Source organism: Nocardia sp. NPDC003999 (genome assembly GCF_053604885.1).
This window is the reverse complement of record NZ_JBSGIB010000009.1, coordinates 265019-281740: the sequence shown is the minus strand read 5'-3', so window position 1 is coordinate 281740 and position 16722 is coordinate 265019. Positions and strand designations below refer to the sequence as shown.

The following is a 16722-nucleotide window of genomic DNA, read 5'->3' as shown; positions in this document are numbered from 1 at the left end:
CAACATCAACACCAACCGGATGGACCTCATCCAAGGCAGCCCCGCCGCGTACGCGACGAAGGAGCAAGCGGCGGCCGCGCAAACGCGAGCCACAAAGGGGCCGCGAACACGCCGCGACGAAGTCGCGGCCAAACAAACACAGTATTTTGTTGCGCATGGCTCGAACTCTGCTGGTTACCAATGATTTCCCGCCGCGGCCGGGCGGTATCCAGTCGTATCTGCAGGCGTTGGCCGGTGAGCTGCCGCCGGACGACCTGGTGGTCTACGCTCCGCGCTGGCGTGGCGACAGCCATCTGAAGTTCGATGCCCGGCAGAAGTTCCAGGTCATTCGCCATCCCACCACGCTGATGCTGCCGACTCCGCTGGTGCTGCGCAGAGCCGCGCGCCTGTTGCGCAGCGAGCAGTGCGACACGGTGTGGTTCGGGGCCGCGGCGCCGCTGGCGCTGCTGTCGCCCGCTCTGCGTCGCGCGGGCGCCGAACGGATTCTGGCCAGTACCCACGGCCACGAGGTCGGCTGGTCGATGCTGCCGGGGGCCAGGCAGGCGCTGCGTGCCATCGGCGAGCACACCGATGTGGTCACCTATGTCAGCCGCTATACCCGCCGCCGGTTCGCGTCCGCGTTCGGCTCGAACGCGGCGCTCGAGTATCTGCCGCCCGGGGTGGACTCCGAGGTCTTCCGCCCGGATCCGGCCGCGCGGGCCGAGCTGCGCGAACGATACGGCCTCGGCGACCGGCCGACCATTCTGTGCCTGTCCCGGCTGGTGCCGCGCAAGGGGCAGGACGCGCTGATCCTGGCGATGCGCGATATCCGCGAGCGTGTGCCGGGCGCGGTCCTGGTGATCGCGGGCGGCGGCCCTTTCGAGGACAAGCTGCGCGCCCTGGCGGTCGCCGCGGGCGTCACCGAGGACGTGGTGTTCACAGGCCGCGTCCCGTCCGGTGAGTTGGCCGCGCATCACACGCTGGCGGACGTCTTCGCGATGCCGTGCCGGACCAGGGGCGCGGGGCTGGATGTGGAGGGGCTCGGCATCGTGTACCTGGAGGCGTCGGCGTCCGGTGTCCCGGTGGTGGCGGGTAACTCCGGCGGCGCGCCGGAGACGGTGATCGAGGGCAAGACCGGTCGCGTGGTGGACGGGCGTTCCGTGCAGCAGATCGCCGACGCCCTGGTGGACATTCTGTCCGACCGGGATGCCGCCGCGCGGATGGGCGCGGCTGGCCGCTCATTCGTCGAGCAGCAGTGGCGCTGGGACAGCTTGGGCGCGCGCCTGCGACAGCTGCTGCGGTGATCCGCGTCGCATCTACTACGCTCAGCGGAGTGAGCAGTATCCAGGTCGCAGATCAGACCTTCGTCGCCGCACCGGGGGCCGCCGTGGCCGAGCTGCTGGCGGGACCGAACAATTGGCGCCGTTGGTGGCCCGACCTGGCCCTGGATGTCCGTGAGGATCGAGCCGAGAAGGGTATCCGCTGGTCGGTGTCCGGTGGCCTGACGGGGACCATGGAGGTATGGCTGGAGCCCGCGCTCGACGGGGTGATCCTGCACTACTTCCTGCACGCCGAGCCGGAGCCCGCGCTGCCCGCGGGCAAGCTCGCCGCCGCCAACCGGGCGCGCCGGGTCGCGGGCAAGAACATGTCGTTCGAGGTGAAGTCCCGCCTGGAGGCGGGCCGCCCCGCCGGTGTCAGTCCCGCGCCCCAGCCTTGATCTACCAGCACCGACGCTGAAAGGAACCGCTGTCCGCATGGCCGACCGGACCCAGAGATCGATCGTCATCGAGGCCCCGTCGCAGCAGGTGATGTCCGTCATCGCCGACCTGGAGTCCTATCCCGAGTGGGTATCCGCGGCGAAGTCGGTCGAGGTGCTGGAGGTGGGGCCGGACGGTCTGGCCAAGACCGCGCGGTTCGTGTTGGACGCCGGGGTGGTCAAGGACACCTACGTCCTGTCCTACGAGTGGCGCGCCGACCGTAAGGCGGTCAGCTGGCGGCTGCTCAGCGGCGAGTTGCAGAAGGCGCAGAACGGCACCTACGAGCTGATCGATCGGCCCGGCGGCACCGAGGTCGTCTACACGCTCACCGTCGATCTGAACATCCCGATGATCGGCATGTTCAAGCGCAAGGCCGAGAAAGTGATCACCGATACCGCGCTGAAGGAACTGAAGAAACGGGTCGAAGGCTGACCGCGCACAAGACCCGGGTCGAGCTGTTCATCGGCAAGGGTGGGGTGGGCAAGACCACGCTCGCGTGCGCCACCGCCATGGCCGAGGCCAGGTCGGGCCGTCGCGTGCTGATCGCCTCGCTGGATCAGGCGCATTCGCTCGGCGACGCGCTCGGCTTCCGTTTTCCGCACGATCCGGGCACCGTCACCGGCGTCGCCACCGTGCTGCCCGGACTGGACGTGATCGAGATCGATTCGCTCGCGCTGCTCGAGGACCGGTTCCGCGACGTGGTGCGGGTGATCTCGGCCGGCCGCGGGCACGAGCACGGTTTCGACCTCGCCGCGCTGGACCCGGCGGAACTGACCGGATTGCCCGGCGTGCAGGAACTACTGATGCTGGTGGAGATCGCCCAGTTCGCCGCCGAGGACGACTGGGATCTGATCGTCGTCGACTGCCCGCCCTCGGCGGACATGCTGCGCATCGTCACCGCGCCGGGCACGCTGCTGGGTTACGTGGAACGGATATGGCCGCCGCACGCACGGGCGATGAGCGCCGTCGGCACCGACCTGCGGCGCGCCGTGCTCGCGGCCACGGTCGAACGAATCGTACGGGCGGTCACTGAAGTTCGCGATCTGCTCGCCGACCACCGGCGCACGCGGGCGCGGCTGGTCACCCTCGCCGAGCGCGTCGCGGTGGCCGAGTCGCAGCGGGTGCGCTCCGCCGCGGCGCTGCTGGGCCTGCGGCTGAACGCCGTCGTGGTGAACAAGGTGCTGCCCGATCTCGCGCCGCCCGACGGAGCCGAACATCCGGCGGTGCAGTGGTATTCGAACCGGCGCGGCGAGCAATCCGATGTAATCGCCGAGTTGCGGAGCACGATGCCGGGTATACCGGTGGTGATCGCGCGGCACACCGGCCCGGAGCCGATCGGGCTGAACTCGCTGGCCGCGCTGTCGTACGCGATGGACTCGGCGGGCGACACCGGGGACGCTGCGCTTATGCTGAGCGACAATCAGACGGAGGTCGACGCGAGTTCCGGCGAACCGCTGGTTCTCCTGGAATCCGGCACCGGATTGCAGTCGGTGTACGCGCTGCGCATGCACCTGCCGGTGGTCGACGCCGCCACACTGCGCCTTGGCCGAGTGGAGGACGATTTGATCGTGGGAGCGGACGGTGTCCGGCGCCGGGTGCGCCTGGCGCCGGTATTGCGGCGGTGCACGGTCGACGGCGCCGAACTCGATGACGGATACCTGGTGGTCCGCTTCCGGCCCGATCCGCGGGTCTGGGCGCACGCGTCCGAAAGTCGCGACCATGACCGGTGATCCGCACTCGCCCAGGGGCGAGGAGGTCGGCGGCCACACCGCGCCGGACGGTGTAGCCGAATTCGCCGAGGAACTGAAGCTGCTGGCCGAGGCGGTGCTGGAACGGGTCGAGCCGGTGTTGCGGCGCGCGGCCGACGGACAGGTCGAGTGGTCCAGCTGCAGCTGGTGCCCGGTGTGCGCGGCCGCGGCGCTGGTGCGCGGGGAGCACCACGACGTGCTGGCCGCGGTCGCCGATCACGGCACCGCGATCGTCACCGTGCTGCGCGAGGCGCTGGCCGGAGCGCCGGTCGAACCCGTCATGCCCACCGAAGCCGACCCGGAGACCGGCGCGCCGCATCGCCATGGCCGGCCCGGGGACGACGACGGTCCCCGTTACGTCGACATTCCCGTGACGATCAAGGTATGACGCACCAGATGGCCGGTACGCGACCGCTGACCGTCGGAATAGACGTCGGCGGCACCAACATTCGGGCGTCGGTGATCGATGACAGCGGCGAGGTGCTGGACACGGTCCAGGCGCCGACGCCGCATTCCGCGCGAGCGCTGGAGGACGCGCTGGACCGGGCCGTGCGCGACCTGTCCGGCAGACATCCCATCGGCGCGGTCGGCCTCGCGGTCGCCGGGTTCATCAACGGCGATCGCTCCACCGTCCGGTTCGCCCCGCATCTACCCTGGCAGGACGCCCCGGTCGCCCAGCGTCTCACCGAACGGCTGGAACTGCCGGTGATCCTGGAACACGACGCCAACGCGGCGATGTGGGCCGAGTATCGGTTCGGCGCCGCCGCGGGCGGGCACAACGTGGTGCTCATCGCGATCGGCACCGGCATCGGCGCCGCCCTGCTGATCGACGGCCAGCTGTATCGGGGCACGCACGGCGTCGCACCTGAACTGGGTCATCTGCAAGTCGTTCCGCAGGGGCGGCCCTGTCCGTGCGGCAAACGCGGGTGCTGGGAGCGCTACTGCAGCGGAACCGCTTTGGCGGAGACCGCGATCGAGATGCTGGCCAGCGATACCCTGCGCTCCGTGCTGGCCAGGGATGTGGCACGCGATCCCGGCTCGCTGACCGGACGGCGGGTCGCGGGCGCCGCGCAGGACGGCGACCCGCTCGCCGTGCGGGTGATGGCCGACTTCGCGCGCTGGCTCGGGCTCGGGCTGGCGTTCGTCAGCGACATCTTCGATCCGGACCTGGTGGTCATCGCGGGCGGCGTGAGCAGTTCGGCGCCGTTGTTCCTGGACGAGGCGCGCGAAGAGTACGCGCGCGCGATCACGGGCGCGGGACACCGGCCGCTGGCCCGCATACGAACCACCCAACTGGGTGAGGCCGCGGGCATGATCGGCGCGGCCGACCTCGCGAGGGCGGCACTGCCCTCGGGCGCGCGTAAGTCCGCGCGCGTCGCGCGGACCAGTCGTTGACCACGCCGCCACGACCCCTCGTGGCCTGCCGCGACACGCCGGTCGTCGTCATCGCTCGGCGTCGGGGCCGAAGTGTGGTGAGATTCGCCGCTGCGGTTGGATGTGATCTTGCACCGGCGGTAAAGTCGGCAATTGAAGCAGGTGCCCGCAACTATCCCGGTCCCGGGGGAAGGACGTCATGTTCTACTGGCTGCTGAAGTTCGTGCTGCTGGGACCGTTCATTCATCTCTACAACCGGCCTACGGTCGAAGGCGTAGAGAACATTCCGGCGGACGGGCCGGCCATCATGGCGGGTAACCATCTCTCCTTCGCCGACTGGCTGTTCGCTCCGTTGCTCAGCCCGCGGCGGATCAGCTACCTCGCCAAGGCCGAGTACTTCAACACCCCGGGCATCAAGGGCCGGCTCCAGAAGTTCTTCTTCAGCGCCTCGGGCCAGTACCCGATCGATCGCAGCGGCGCCGACGCCGCCGAGGACGCGCTCAACGCCGCCCGCAAGCTGCTCGACCAGGGCCGTCTGGTCGGCCTCTACCCCGAGGGCACCCGCTCCCCCGACGGCCGCCTGTACAAGGGCAAGACCGGCTTGGCCCGCCTGGCGCTGGAGACCGGCGTCCCCGTCATCCCGGTCGCCGTCATCGGCACCGACGAGGTGAGCCCGCCCGGACCGTTCCGCTGGCGCCGCAGGAAGGTGACAGTCAAGTTCGGCGAGCCCATCGACTTCTCCCGCTACGACGGCATGGGCGGCAACCGCTTCGTCGAGCGCGCCGTCACCGACGAGGTCATGTACGAGCTCATGCAGCTCACCGGCCAGGAGTACGTCGACGTCTACGCCCACAGCCTGAAGAAGGGCGTCCCCAGCGGCAGCCACCCCGCCGCCGTCCCCGTCCGCATCCCGGACACCGCCGCAGGCTGATCACTCCATCGCAGGACGATCAGGGTCCCCTCGAGCCGGCTGACGTGCGCCCGTCGACCGTACGGACGAAGATCTGTGGCATCCGATCGGAGGCCGACCTGCGCGCGGCCGTCGCCGCGGGCGCCGACGCGGTCGGATTCATCTCGGGCGTAACGCATGTCAGTGAAGACGCGCTCGACCGGCGTCGCGCTGCCACGCTGGCGGCGGCCACCCCGCCGTTCGTCACCCGCGTGCTGGTCACACATCTGGAGGACCCGGCGGCGATCATCGCACTGGCCGACCGGGTGGGTGTGGACGCGATCCAGGTCCACGGGCTGGTCTCCGCCGATGTGGTCGCCCGGGTACACGAACGCGCGGCCGGGCGGCCGGTTCTCGCCGCCGTACACGTGACCGGTCCGGAGGCCGTCGGCGCCGCACGCGCCGTGGCTCCGTATTGCGATGCGGTGCTGCTCGATTCGCGCACTCCCGACCGGCTGGGCGGCACCGGACGCGCACACGATTGGTCGGTCAGCGCCACCATCGTCGGCACGATGGCCGAGTTCGACCGTCCCGTCGTACTGGCAGGCGGCCTCACGCCCGCGACGGTCGCCGCGGCCGTCGGGCAGGTCCACCCGTACGCCGTCGACGTCAACAGCGGCGTCGAATACCCCGGCGGCGACAAGGATCCCGCTGCTTGCGACGCCTTCGTCGCCGCCGCTCGATCGGCGCTGCCCTAGACTCGGCCGAGTCGTCCACAGCGACAAGGTAATGACAAGCCTTCGGTAAGACGGCGCGGCGAAAGTACGGGCATGTTCAAGAAGTTGTTGGCGGTGGCCGGGGTCGGTGGGGCGGAAGTGGAGACCGAGTTGTTCACTCCGGGTGTGCAGCCCGGGGGCACGGTGGAGGGCGTGATCCGTTTGCGGGGCGGTGCGGTCGCGCAGGAGATCACCCAGGTGGCCGTCGAGTTCGTGACCAGGGCCGAGCAGGAGTACGAGGATCACGAGGGCGTGCGCGACGTCGCGTTCGGACGTACCGGAGTGCACGGACCGTTGCATCTGCCCGAGGGGGCGCCGCTGGAGTTCCGGTTCGCGGCCCGCGCGCCGATGGAAACACCGATCACGTTCTACAACGGACGACACCTGCCCGGCACGGTGGTCTCGCTGCGCACGATCGTGGAGATCCACGGCGCGGTGGACGCCGCCGACACCGACCCGATCGGCGTCGGCGCCCTGCCCGCTCAGCACGTGCTGCTGGAAGCGGTGGAACGCTTGGGATTCCATTTGCGTAGCGCGGACGTGGAATCCGGCCGGGTGCACGACACGCCCCAGACGCTGCCGTTCTACCAGGAGATCGAGTTCGCGGGCTCACCGCACTACCCGGGCCTGAACCAGCTCGAGGTGACTTTCGTTCCGACCGAGACCGGCATGAGCGTGGTCCTGGAGGCGGACAAGCGCGGCGGTTGGCTCTCCGAGGGCCGCGACGTGTTCGACGCGCTGTGGGTGGACTACCAGCACCTGGGCGGCGTGGACTGGGCGGGCGAACTGCACCACCGTATAGCGCGCCTGGCGCACTGACTCTCGCTTGTTGTCCACACGGACCCGGCCCGTTCACGCGCCGTTGACGTAGTTGCGTCAGGGTTGCCTCATGACCGGCTCGGACTCGAGACCATCCCGGCGCACCGTATTGCGCGCCTCCGCGCTCGGACTGGTGGCGGCCCCTGCACTGGCGGCATGCTCGCCGGACAACGGCCCCGCGCTGGTCCGCGGGCGGCCGGTGCTCACACACGGTGTCGCGGTGGGTGATCCGCGCGCGGACGGCGCACTGATCTGGGCCCGCGCCGATCGCCCCGCCACCTTGCTGGTGGAAACCGCCGCCACGGAATCGTTCACCGATCCCAAGCGTTTCACCGGACCGCTGCTCACATCCGATTCCGACGGCACCGGCCGGGTGCGGGTCAACGGCCTGCCCGCCGGAACGCAGGTGCACTACCGGGTGACGCTGCGCGGCGAGGACGGCGCCACCTCCGAACCGGTCACCGGCGTCTTCCGCACCGCGCCCACCGCCGCGTCGGACATCCGGCTCCAGTGGTCCGGCGACGTCGCGGGCCAGGGCTACGGCATCAACCCGGAGCTGGGCGGCATGAGGATCTTCGCCGTCATGGCCGCCCGCGACCCGCATCTGTTCCTGCACTCCGGCGACTCGATCTACGCCGACGGACCGCTGCGGGAATCGGTCGCCCTGCCCGACGGGCGGATCTGGCGCAATGTGGTGAGCGAGGCGAAAAGCGCTGTCGCGCAGACTCTCGACCAGTTCCGCGGCAACTACGCCTACAACCTGACCGACGAGAATTACCGCCGCTTCAACAGTTCGGTCGCCCAAGTGGTCCAGTGGGACGACCACGAGACGGTGAACAACTGGTACCCGGGCGGACTGGTCGGCGAGTCCAAGGGCTACACCGAACGGGCCATGGACACCCTGGCAACCCGTTCCTGGCAGGCCTTCCACGAGTGGATGCCGCTGGAGCCGAGGGAAGCGGTGGACGGCCGCCTGTATCGCAAGATCTCCTACGGTCCGCTGCTCGACGTCTTCGTGCTGGACATGCGCGCGAACAAGGACGCCAACAACGCGAACAACGGCCCCGACGGCCGCATCTTCGGTCCGGCGCAGACGAAGTGGCTCGTCGACAGCCTGCGCGAGTCCACCGCCACCTGGAAGATCATCGCCAACGACCTGCCGCTCGGCTTGGTCGTCCCGGACGGCGAACAGAAGAACACCACCGCCTTCGAGGGACCCGCCAACGGCGATCCCGGCGCGCCGTCGGGCCGGGAACGCGAGATCGCCCAGGTGCTGTCGTCGATCAAGGCGAACAAGGTGGCCAACGTCGTCTGGCTCACCGCCGACGTGCACTACACGGCGGCGCACCGTTATTCGCCCGAGCGGGCGGCCTTCACCGACTTCGACGAGTTCTGGGAGTTCGTCTCCGGTCCGCTCAACGCGGGCGCGTTCGGCCCGAACCAGCTCGACGGCACGTTCGGTCCGGAGGCGATCTACGTGCACGCTCCGCCGGTGCAGAACAGCTCGCCACTGGACGCCTTCCAGCATTTCGGCGAGGTGCGCATCGACGGAAGGTCAAGGGAACTGACCGTAGATCTGTGCGACGCCGCCGGATCCGTCCTGTTCAGCAAGAGCCTTGCGCCGGCGTCGCGGTGACACCCCGCTTCGGGGGAGCGGCGCGGGCCGCGCTGTGGTTAGCTCTTCTGCCATGAGCACGCCGCACATTGTCTCCAACGCCGAGGAATACCTCCCCCGCGATACCGCCGATGTCGTTCGCACGGTGCGGGATTCACGCGGGCGATCGGAACGGCTGATGGTGCGCGGCGGCGAGCTGCTCGACGAGGGCCTCGCGCTGCCCGCTCAGCCGACCGTGGTGTCGCTGCGCCGGATGAATCAGGTGCTGGACATCAACCTGGGCCGGCGCACCGTCCGGGTGCAGGCGGGCGCCAAACTCTCCGATATCGACCGCAGGCTCGGCGCGCACGGCCTCGGCCTGCCCGTCGTCGGCGATCACCGCGACATCACCGCGGGCGGCTTCGCCTCGGTCGGCGGCGTCAGCGCGGCCTCGCACAAACACGGCCTGTTCATCGACCAGATCGTCGATCTGGAGTACGTGGACACCGACGGGCGCATCGGCACCTGCGGGCGCACCCACCACACCGAGCGGTTCCAGCGCATCCTGGGCGCGGGCGGCCGGGCTGGCATCATCACCGCGCTCACCCTGGACGCGATCGAGATCGACAAGGAACACACCTGGCTGACCACCGACGCCGACCGGTTCCTGGACTTCGACTCCTTCGTCGAGCACGCCTATGCGGAGATCTTGCGGCCCGGCAACGCCGAACTGCAGGTCGGCCGCTGGGTCGATACCGCGCCGCTGAAGGTGGCGCGCCCGGTCGGCACCGGTCACGTACAGCTGGGCACCGTGCGCTTCGGGCAGTGGTCGAGCCTGTACCCCACCGCGCCCACCAGGGGACTGCGCGCCCGGCGCGAGGTCGGGTCGCGCGCGCGGAAATCGCTGGGCGCCATCGCCTCCGCCGCGCCCGGCAAGGCGGGCATGCCTGTGCGCAACGCGGCCGCGGGCGCGGTGCTGTTCGCGCCGAAGGTGCAAACCCTCCGCGATGCGGAGTATCTGGCCGATACGGCGCTCAGCTCGTCCGAGCGTGGTCCCGCCTACCGGGTGGGCATTTTCGCGCCCCTGTCGAGCTATACGTCGGTGTTCTACCGCCTTCACGATCTGTTCTCGGGACACCGGGAACGCACCGGCTGCTTCACGGTCATCTCCGCGATGACCTACGGCGTCCGCTCGCGCTACCTGCGCGCCGAATCCGCCGCCCGCGGCCTGCCCGCCGAAGACCACGGCCTGATCACCTTCACCTGCCGCCTGCGCCCTGCCGCGCTCCCGTCGGAACAGTTGCGCGACATCGTCTCCGGCATCGAGGAGATCTGCCGTTCGGAGAACTCGCTGCGGTACGAAGCCGAGTAGCGGTTCGGCCCGTACCGTCCCTCGGTCGAGGGCCGCTGGTGCGCGTGCCGCCGGAAATCGCCATGACTACCGATCAGGGCCAGCGCTAGCGTTGCGTTCATGTTCGTCGTGACCGTCAGCTACACCGTTCCGCTCGCCGAAGTGGACCCCCTGCGCCCCGCTCACGGTCGCTGGCTGGAGCAGCTCATCACCGACCGGCGCCTCGTGCTGGCGGGACGCCGCGTTCCACTGGTGGGCGGCGTCTACCTGACCACCGATATGCCGGGCGATCGGCTCGACTCGATCCTCGCCACCGATCCGTACCTGCTCCACGGCGTCGCGACGCACGAGGTCGTGGAGTTCACGCCACTACTCGGCGCGCCCGAGGTGATCGCGGCCTCCGACCGCAACGGAGCCTGAGGTGAGCCGGACACAGCGGGTCTGATTCGCGAGCACGCACCGCCGAATTCGCCACTCACACTCGGTGAAACTCCGACTGAGCGCTTCTCGGGCCCGAGGTAGTTCTCGAACACCATCCTGCCGCGGCTGTCAGGATGCGGACGACGCCGATGCCGATCAGCGACTGCGGACCGAATTCCGGAAAACGCCACCGGTAGCGGGTTCTGATGCGACATAGTGGTAAACGCTCACGTTCCCTACTTATACGCGAGCGTACCTTACTCCATGTTCGTGATCGGATCAGAGACCTCATGAGGACGAGCACATCTGCCGCGGCGATCAGCGCATTCGCCATCTCAGCCCTGGTCGCGGGAACCGTGGCCGGTTTTCCCGCAGCGGCCGACGCCGACGCATCACCCACCGCGGGTGCGCCGGGTGTGATAACGGTGGACTCCACGACGGACGACGTAGCGGCCGACCCAGGCAGCGGGCAATGCCGCACGATCTCCGGCGCCTGCACGCTGCGCGCCGCGGTGCAGACGGCCAATGCCCGTCCAGGCAGCACAATCGTGGTTCCCGCCGGTCGATACGTGTTGACGATCGCCCCCGATCAGCGGAAAGTACAGGGTCGCAACCCTGATCCGACCACGGGCGACCTGAACCTGACCGCCCCCACGACGCTGCGCGGCGCCGGTCGCGATCGAACAGTGCTGGACGCCGACGGGATCGACCGGGTGCTCAGTGTCGCCGCGCCGGTGACGTTGGCGGGATTGACGGTGACCGGCGGAGTCGCCGCCCAGCACGAGATCCCGTTCTACGACACCGGCGGGGGCGGCATCGCGAATTCGTCGGATCTCGTTCTCGACGACGTCGTGGTCCAGGGCAACAGCGCCGGATACGGCGGCGGCATCTTCAACGTGCCCGGCTCGGACTTGAAGACGAGGAATACGGTCATCTCCGGCAATTCAGCGGGCGAGGCGGGCGGTGTGCGGTGCGACAACACCTGCACCTTCACCGATACCACGATCGCGGACAACCACGTGGTCGACCCCGGAGTCTGGTACCGCCCTGGCGGATTCGCCGGACGCGGCGGCGGCGTCGACGTTCGGGGAAGGGGCGTGGTGACCTTCGATCGCGCGACGATCACCGGGAACACCGCATCCGACGGCGGCAGTGGCATCAACGTCGCGCCGGCCTACCTCGACACCCTTCCACGCCGGTTGACCGACCTGGTGGACGTCCCTCTCGGCACCGTCCTCCTGCGGGACTCCACGATTCTCGGCAACAGGTCCGGGACAGCTGTGGTCAACTGCGCCGAGGTGTTCGCGAGAATTGCCTCGGAAGGTGGCAACACCAGCGACGACGCATCCTGCAACCTCACCGGGGCCGGCGACAGAGTTCTGTCCTAGTCGGCGGGCGTCGGCGGCCCGAGCAAGGCGCGGTGGATGTACACGACGGCTTCCTCGAGCTCGAGCAAGTCTCCTCCGGCACGGAGGGTTCGGCGGATGGCCTCGTTGGTCGCGTCGGTGACCGCCAGGTACGCGCAATCGGGAACGGTGGAGTCGACGGGGCCCGCTGCCGCACGCCACGATCGGATGAATCCCGCGAACCACTGCTGGCATCGTTCGAACGACTCGATCGCGCGCGACCCGGCCACAGCGGTTTCCAGGTAGAAGGCGCGGGCGAACGAAGGCTCGTCGCGCAGCAGCGTGAGGTACTCACGGATGCCGCGGCGGAGCGCTTCGAGTGGCGTCACCGGCTCGGACGAGATCTGCCTCATGACCTGCCGGAGATGATCGATCATCAGATCGCGGCCGGTCTCGGCCGCCGCGAGGAAGCAGGCTTCCTTGTCCGGAAAGTGCTGATAGAACGTCCGACGCGAAACCTTCGCGGCAGCGGCGATATCCGCGATCGTCGCATCGAGGTAGCCCCGGTCGGCGACGACGACCGTGACCCCGTACAGCAGGCGCTGCCGTTGCGAGCCCGTCACCAGGTCGCGAGCGAGGCCGTGCGGTCCGTGTGGTAACGCCTTCAAGGTCGGTTCCAGCAACTTCTCTCCCACCCGCACCTTCATAGCAGGTGGGGCCCGGAGCTACCCCGGACTCCGCCGCTTCGGCAGCTCGTCGCACACGCGAAACGGCCCCACCGGATTTTTTCCGGTGGGGCCGTTTCGGCAGATCTTCGGCTCAGTGCTTCTCGGGACCGAGGTAGTACTCGAACACCAGCCCGGCGGCGGCGGTCAGGACGCACACGACGCCGATGCCGATCAGCCAGAACTGGAAGAACGCCAGGCCGAGCGCGGTCACCGAACCGGCGGCGGCCAGCGTGATCGGCCAGAAGCTGCCGGGCGAGAAGAAGCCCAGGTCGCCCGCACCGTCGACGATCTCGGCGTCCTCGTAGTCCTCCGGGCGCAGGTCGAGACGACGGGCGACGAACCGGAAGTAGGTCCCGATGATCAGCGACAGACCCGCGGTCAACACCATGGCCGTGGTGCCCGCCCACTCGACACCCGTACGCGACTGACCGGTGAAGAAGCCGTAGACGCCCGCGATGATGATGAAGAACACCGTGAGCAGTTCGAAAATCCGCGCTTCGATCTTCATGTCAGATCAATCCTCACTTGCTCTCGGCCGAGGCCGCGCTCTTGGTGTCGCGCCTGGTGTTGAACGGCGCGGTGGACGTGGCGACCGGAGACTCCCCGATGGACGCGAGCGCCTCGGCGTTGGTCTTGCCCGCCTGGCGCGCGTCCAGGTACTTGGTGAACTTCTCCGGCGTGACCGCGCGGACCTCGAAGTTCATCATCGAGTGGAAGGTGCCGCACATCTCGGCGCAGCGGCCGACGAACGCGCCTTCCTTCTCGATCTTGGAGATCTGGAAGACGTTGTCGGAGTGGTTTTCCTTCGGGTTGGGCATCACGTCGCGCTTGAACAGGAACTCCGGCACCCAGAAGGCGTGGATCACGTCGGCGGCGGCGAGCTGGAACTCGATGACCTTGCCGGTCGGCAGCACCAGGACCGGGATCTCGTTGCTCGAGCCGATCGTCTCGACCTTGTCGTAGTGCAGGTAGGAGAGGATGTCGTTCTCCGGCTTGCCGTGTACCGGGCCCGGCTGCGGGTGACCGTCCTTGGTCCGTTCCTTGTACCCCTCGAGCTGCTCCTGGTTCAGCGCCTCACGCGCGGTGTCGATGCCGTCGAACCGGTAGCCGTCCTTGAAGTCGACGTTGCGGTAGCCGAACTTCCAGTTCCACTGGAAGGCGGTCACGTCGACGGTGACGTCGGGGTTGTCCACCTTCTCGTGCACGTAGTTCTGCACGACCACGGTGAAGTAGAACAGCACGGCGATGATGACGAACGGAATCGCCGTGTAGGTCAGCTCCAGCGGCACGTTGTAGCCGGTCTGGCGCGGGAACTCCGGAGAGTCGGCCTTCTTGCGGTGGAACGCGATGGTCCAGAAGGTCAGACCCCAGACCAGCACGCCCATCGCCAGCGCGGCGATGACCGACCAGGTCCACAACTCCCGCATCCGGGTGGCCTGCGGCGTGATGCCGGACGGCCAGCCGAACCGCAGCCAAACAGTGTCGATCGAGCAGCCCGAGACGAGCAGCGCGGTGATCCCCAAGGACACCGCCAGCCCGGCCCGCCGAAGGATACGGCCCTGCCGACCCCGGGCGGGTCGTGCCCCGATCTCTTCGCTCGCCTTGTGCGCCACGCTCACGCCTTCCTGGTCGCCACACATTCCGACAGTGCATCGTCCGGGCTGCGATGGGCCCCGACGATACGTCCTAAGCTCGTATCAGGGCACTCCCCGGGCCGGCGCATTCGCGCGCGGGTCGCCTGAGAGAGACCTGAGTACTACGCAGCGTAGACCAAACGCACCCCCCCTTTGTCGTCGGGTCGGCTTCGACACCTCACCGGGCCCGCCGGGATCATCGTCACCAGCGATTCCGCCCTGACGTGACGCGCGCGACGCGCGGACGCCCTAGGTGCGGCATACTCGGACACTAGATTTCGTCCCCTTGCGCCCCATCCGGTGCGCGCGTATCCCGACTGTGAGAAATGAGGTTGCCGACGCCGTGTGTGGACTGCTCGGATTCCTGGCATCTGACGAGGCGGCACCTGGCACGGTGGAGCAGGTCTACGAGGCCTTGCACTGCGTGCGCCACCGCGGCCCGGACGAGCGCGGCACCTGGCACGACGACCATGTGATCTTCGGCTTCAACCGCCTGTCGATCATCGACATCGAGCACTCGCACCAGCCGCTGCGCTGGGGCCCGCCCGAGCGGCCCGACCGCTACGCGCTCACCTTCAACGGCGAGATCTACAACTATCTCGAGCTGCGCGCGGAACTCGCCGAGGCGCACGCCGCCGAGTTCCCGGACGGCAAGATCTTCCAGACCGAGGGCGACAGCGAGGCCATCGTCGCGGCGTTCCACTACTGGGGTCCGGAGGCGGTGCGGCGGCTGCGCGGCATGTTCGCCTTCGCGATCTGGGACACCGAGACCAACGAGCTGTTCCTGGCCCGCGACCCGTTCGGCATCAAACCGCTGTTCCTGGCCACCGGGCCGGGCGGAACCGCGTTCGGCAGTGAGAAGAAGAGCCTGCTCGAACTGCTGCCCGTGCTGCGGCTGAGCGACGAGCTGGACCCGCGCGCGCTGGAGCACTACACGGTGCTGCAGTACGTGCCCGAGCCGGAGACGCTGCACAAGGACGTCCGCAGGCTGGAATCGGGCAGCTACGCCACCGTGCGGCCCGGCGCGGCGCCGGTCGTCACCCGGTACTTCACCCCGAAGTTCCCGGTGCGCCCGTTCACCCCCGGCTCGGCGGCGTCCCGCTACCGGGAGATCGCCGCTGCGCTCGAGGACTCCGTCGCCAAGCACATGCGCGCCGACGTGACGGTCGGCTCGTTCCTGTCCGGCGGCATCGACTCCACCGCGGTCGCGGCGCTGGCCATGCGGCACAACCCGAAGCTGATCACGTTCACCACCGGGTTCGAGCGCGAGGGCTACTCGGAGGTGGACGTGGCCGCCGAGAGCGCCGAAGCGATCGGCGCGCGGCACGTGGTGAAGGTGGTCTCCCCCGCCGAGTTCGCCGCGGCGATCCCGGAGATCGTCTGGTACCTCGACGACCCGGTGGCCGACCCGGCGCTGGTCCCGCTGTACTTCGTCGCCAAGGAGGCCCGCAAGCACGTCAAGGTGGTGCTCTCGGGTGAGGGCGCCGACGAGCTGTTCGGCGGGTACACCATCTACCGCGAGCCGCTGTCGTTGAAGCCGTTCGAGAAGCTGCCCCGCGGCCTGCGCAGGCTGGCGGGCAAGCTGTCGGACCGGATTCCGGACGGCACGAGGGGCAAGAGCCTGTTGCACCGCGGCTCGCTCACGCTGGAGGAGCGCTACTACGGCAACGCGCGCAGCTTCAACGACGCCCAGCTGCGCGCCGTGCTGCGCGAGTTCCGGCCGGAATGGACCCACCAGGACGTCACCGCGCCGCTCTACGCGCAGTCGCGCGGCTGGGATCCGGTGGCCCGGATGCAGCACCTGGACCTGTTCACCTGGTTGCGCGGCGACATCCTGGTCAAGGCCGACAAGATGACCATGGCCAACTCGCTGGAACTGCGCGTGCCGTTCCTGGACTCCGAGGTGTTGAAGGCGGCCGAGGGATTGCCGTTCGACCAGAAGATCACCAAGGAGACCACGAAGTACGCGCTGCGTCAGGCGCTGGAGGGCATCGTGCCGCCGCACGTGCTGCACCGCGCCAAACTCGGCTTCCCGGTCCCGCTGCGGCACTGGCTGCGCGGCACGGAACTCTACGACTGGGCGCAGCAGCAGATCGCGGAGTCGCAGACCGAGCACCTGCTGAACAAGGCCGCGATCAGCGAGATGCTGGTCGCGCACCGGGCCGGGACCGCCGATCACAGCCGCAGGCTGTGGACACTGCTGGTGTTCATGGTGTGGCACGGCATCTTCGTCGAGGACCGGATCAAGCCGGAGATCCAGGAGCCGGTCTACCCGGTCTCGCTCTGACCCCGAAACGCGGGAAAGGC

The 16722-nt window shown here is 68.8% G+C and carries 17 protein-coding genes and 1 pseudogene; 15 read left to right on the top strand and 3 right to left on the bottom strand.

The features are described 5' to 3' along the window. The 14 genes and pseudogenes from ACWESM_RS20320 to ACWESM_RS20255 all read left to right on the top strand — a co-directional run. Positions 1 to 184 (top strand): annotated as a pseudogene (locus ACWESM_RS20320) (hypothetical protein); the annotation flags it as partial. Continuing rightward, positions 156 to 1283, top strand: a complete 1128-nt coding sequence (locus tag ACWESM_RS20315; RefSeq protein WP_452493071.1) for a glycosyltransferase family 4 protein — start codon at positions 156 to 158, stop codon at positions 1281 to 1283. The pseudogene ACWESM_RS20320 and the gene ACWESM_RS20315, both read left to right, overlap by 29 nt. A 29-nt stretch (positions 1284 to 1312) precedes the next feature. After that, positions 1313 to 1696, top strand: coding sequence for a polyketide cyclase / dehydrase and lipid transport (locus ACWESM_RS20310; protein WP_355072943.1), 384 nt, complete (start codon positions 1313 to 1315; stop codon positions 1694 to 1696). A gap of 37 nt (positions 1697 to 1733) precedes the next feature. Beyond that, positions 1734 to 2168, top strand: coding sequence for an SRPBCC family protein (locus ACWESM_RS20305; RefSeq protein WP_355072941.1), 435 nt, complete (start codon positions 1734 to 1736; stop codon positions 2166 to 2168). Continuing rightward, positions 2165 to 3466 carry an ArsA family ATPase gene (locus tag ACWESM_RS20300; protein ID WP_355073000.1) on the top strand — a complete coding sequence of 434 codons (1302 nt, stop codon included), beginning with the start codon at positions 2165 to 2167 and terminating at the stop codon, positions 3464 to 3466. The genes ACWESM_RS20305 and ACWESM_RS20300 overlap by 4 nt, the downstream gene beginning before the upstream one ends. Continuing rightward, the gene (locus tag ACWESM_RS20295; protein ID WP_452493069.1) at positions 3456 to 3872 is read left to right on the top strand and encodes a hypothetical protein; all 417 of its coding nucleotides are present in this window, start codon (positions 3456 to 3458) and stop codon (positions 3870 to 3872) included. The genes ACWESM_RS20300 and ACWESM_RS20295 overlap by 11 nt, the downstream gene beginning before the upstream one ends. Beyond that, positions 3869 to 4879, top strand: a complete 1011-nt coding sequence (locus ACWESM_RS20290) for an ROK family protein (protein WP_355072938.1) — start codon at positions 3869 to 3871, stop codon at positions 4877 to 4879. Before ACWESM_RS20295 ends, ACWESM_RS20290 begins: the two co-directional genes overlap by 4 nt. A 178-nt stretch (positions 4880 to 5057) precedes the next feature. After that, positions 5058 to 5789 (top strand): lysophospholipid acyltransferase family protein, encoded by a 732-nt coding sequence (locus tag ACWESM_RS20285; RefSeq protein ID WP_355072936.1) that lies wholly within the window; start codon positions 5058 to 5060, stop codon positions 5787 to 5789. Positions 5790 to 5833: 44 nt separating this feature from the next. Next, positions 5834 to 6505 carry a phosphoribosylanthranilate isomerase gene (locus tag ACWESM_RS20280; RefSeq protein WP_452493066.1) on the top strand — a complete coding sequence of 224 codons (672 nt, stop codon included), beginning with the start codon at positions 5834 to 5836 and terminating at the stop codon, positions 6503 to 6505. A gap of 72 nt (positions 6506 to 6577) precedes the next feature. Continuing rightward, positions 6578 to 7342 carry a sporulation protein gene (locus ACWESM_RS20275; RefSeq protein ID WP_356965156.1) on the top strand — a complete coding sequence of 255 codons (765 nt, stop codon included), beginning with the start codon at positions 6578 to 6580 and terminating at the stop codon, positions 7340 to 7342. 70 nt (positions 7343 to 7412) lie between these two features. After that, positions 7413 to 8978, top strand: a complete 1566-nt coding sequence (locus ACWESM_RS20270; RefSeq protein WP_452493065.1) for an alkaline phosphatase D family protein — start codon at positions 7413 to 7415, stop codon at positions 8976 to 8978. Positions 8979 to 9030: 52 nt separating this feature from the next. Further along, complete coding sequence (locus ACWESM_RS20265; RefSeq protein WP_356965153.1) at positions 9031 to 10308, top strand: FAD-binding oxidoreductase; 1278 nt, start codon at positions 9031 to 9033, stop codon at positions 10306 to 10308. Between the two features lie 99 nt (positions 10309 to 10407). Beyond that, positions 10408 to 10707: a YciI family protein gene (locus tag ACWESM_RS20260; RefSeq protein WP_452493063.1), complete on the top strand. Its 300-nt coding sequence runs from the start codon at positions 10408 to 10410 to the stop codon at positions 10705 to 10707. 290 nt (positions 10708 to 10997) lie between these two features. Continuing rightward, positions 10998 to 12095 carry a CSLREA domain-containing protein gene (locus ACWESM_RS20255; RefSeq protein ID WP_364427913.1) on the top strand — a complete coding sequence of 366 codons (1098 nt, stop codon included), beginning with the start codon at positions 10998 to 11000 and terminating at the stop codon, positions 12093 to 12095. Here the strand turns inward: ACWESM_RS20255 and ACWESM_RS20250 are convergent. The 3 genes from ACWESM_RS20250 to ctaC all read right to left on the bottom strand — a co-directional run bounded on the left by ACWESM_RS20250 (position 12092) and on the right by ctaC (position 14394). Further along, positions 12092 to 12748: a TetR/AcrR family transcriptional regulator gene (locus tag ACWESM_RS20250; protein WP_355072920.1), complete on the bottom strand. Its 657-nt coding sequence runs from the start codon at positions 12746 to 12748 to the stop codon at positions 12092 to 12094. The two genes, ACWESM_RS20255 and ACWESM_RS20250, sit on opposite strands and share 4 nt — an antisense overlap. Positions 12749 to 12872: 124 nt before the next feature. Further along, positions 12873 to 13289, bottom strand: coding sequence for a cytochrome c oxidase subunit 4 (locus ACWESM_RS20245; RefSeq protein ID WP_355072918.1), 417 nt, complete (start codon positions 13287 to 13289; stop codon positions 12873 to 12875). Between the two features lie 13 nt (positions 13290 to 13302). Further along, positions 13303 to 14394, bottom strand: a complete 1092-nt coding sequence (gene ctaC / locus ACWESM_RS20240) for an aa3-type cytochrome oxidase subunit II (RefSeq protein WP_364427908.1) — start codon at positions 14392 to 14394, stop codon at positions 13303 to 13305. A 364-nt stretch (positions 14395 to 14758) separates the two neighbouring features. On the opposite strand from ctaC, the gene asnB reads away from it, so the two are divergent. Beyond that, entirely contained in the window at positions 14759 to 16702 is a 1944-nt protein-coding gene (asnB, locus tag ACWESM_RS20235; protein WP_452493060.1) for an asparagine synthase (glutamine-hydrolyzing), read from the top strand. The last annotated feature ends 20 nt before the right edge of the window (positions 16703 to 16722 follow it).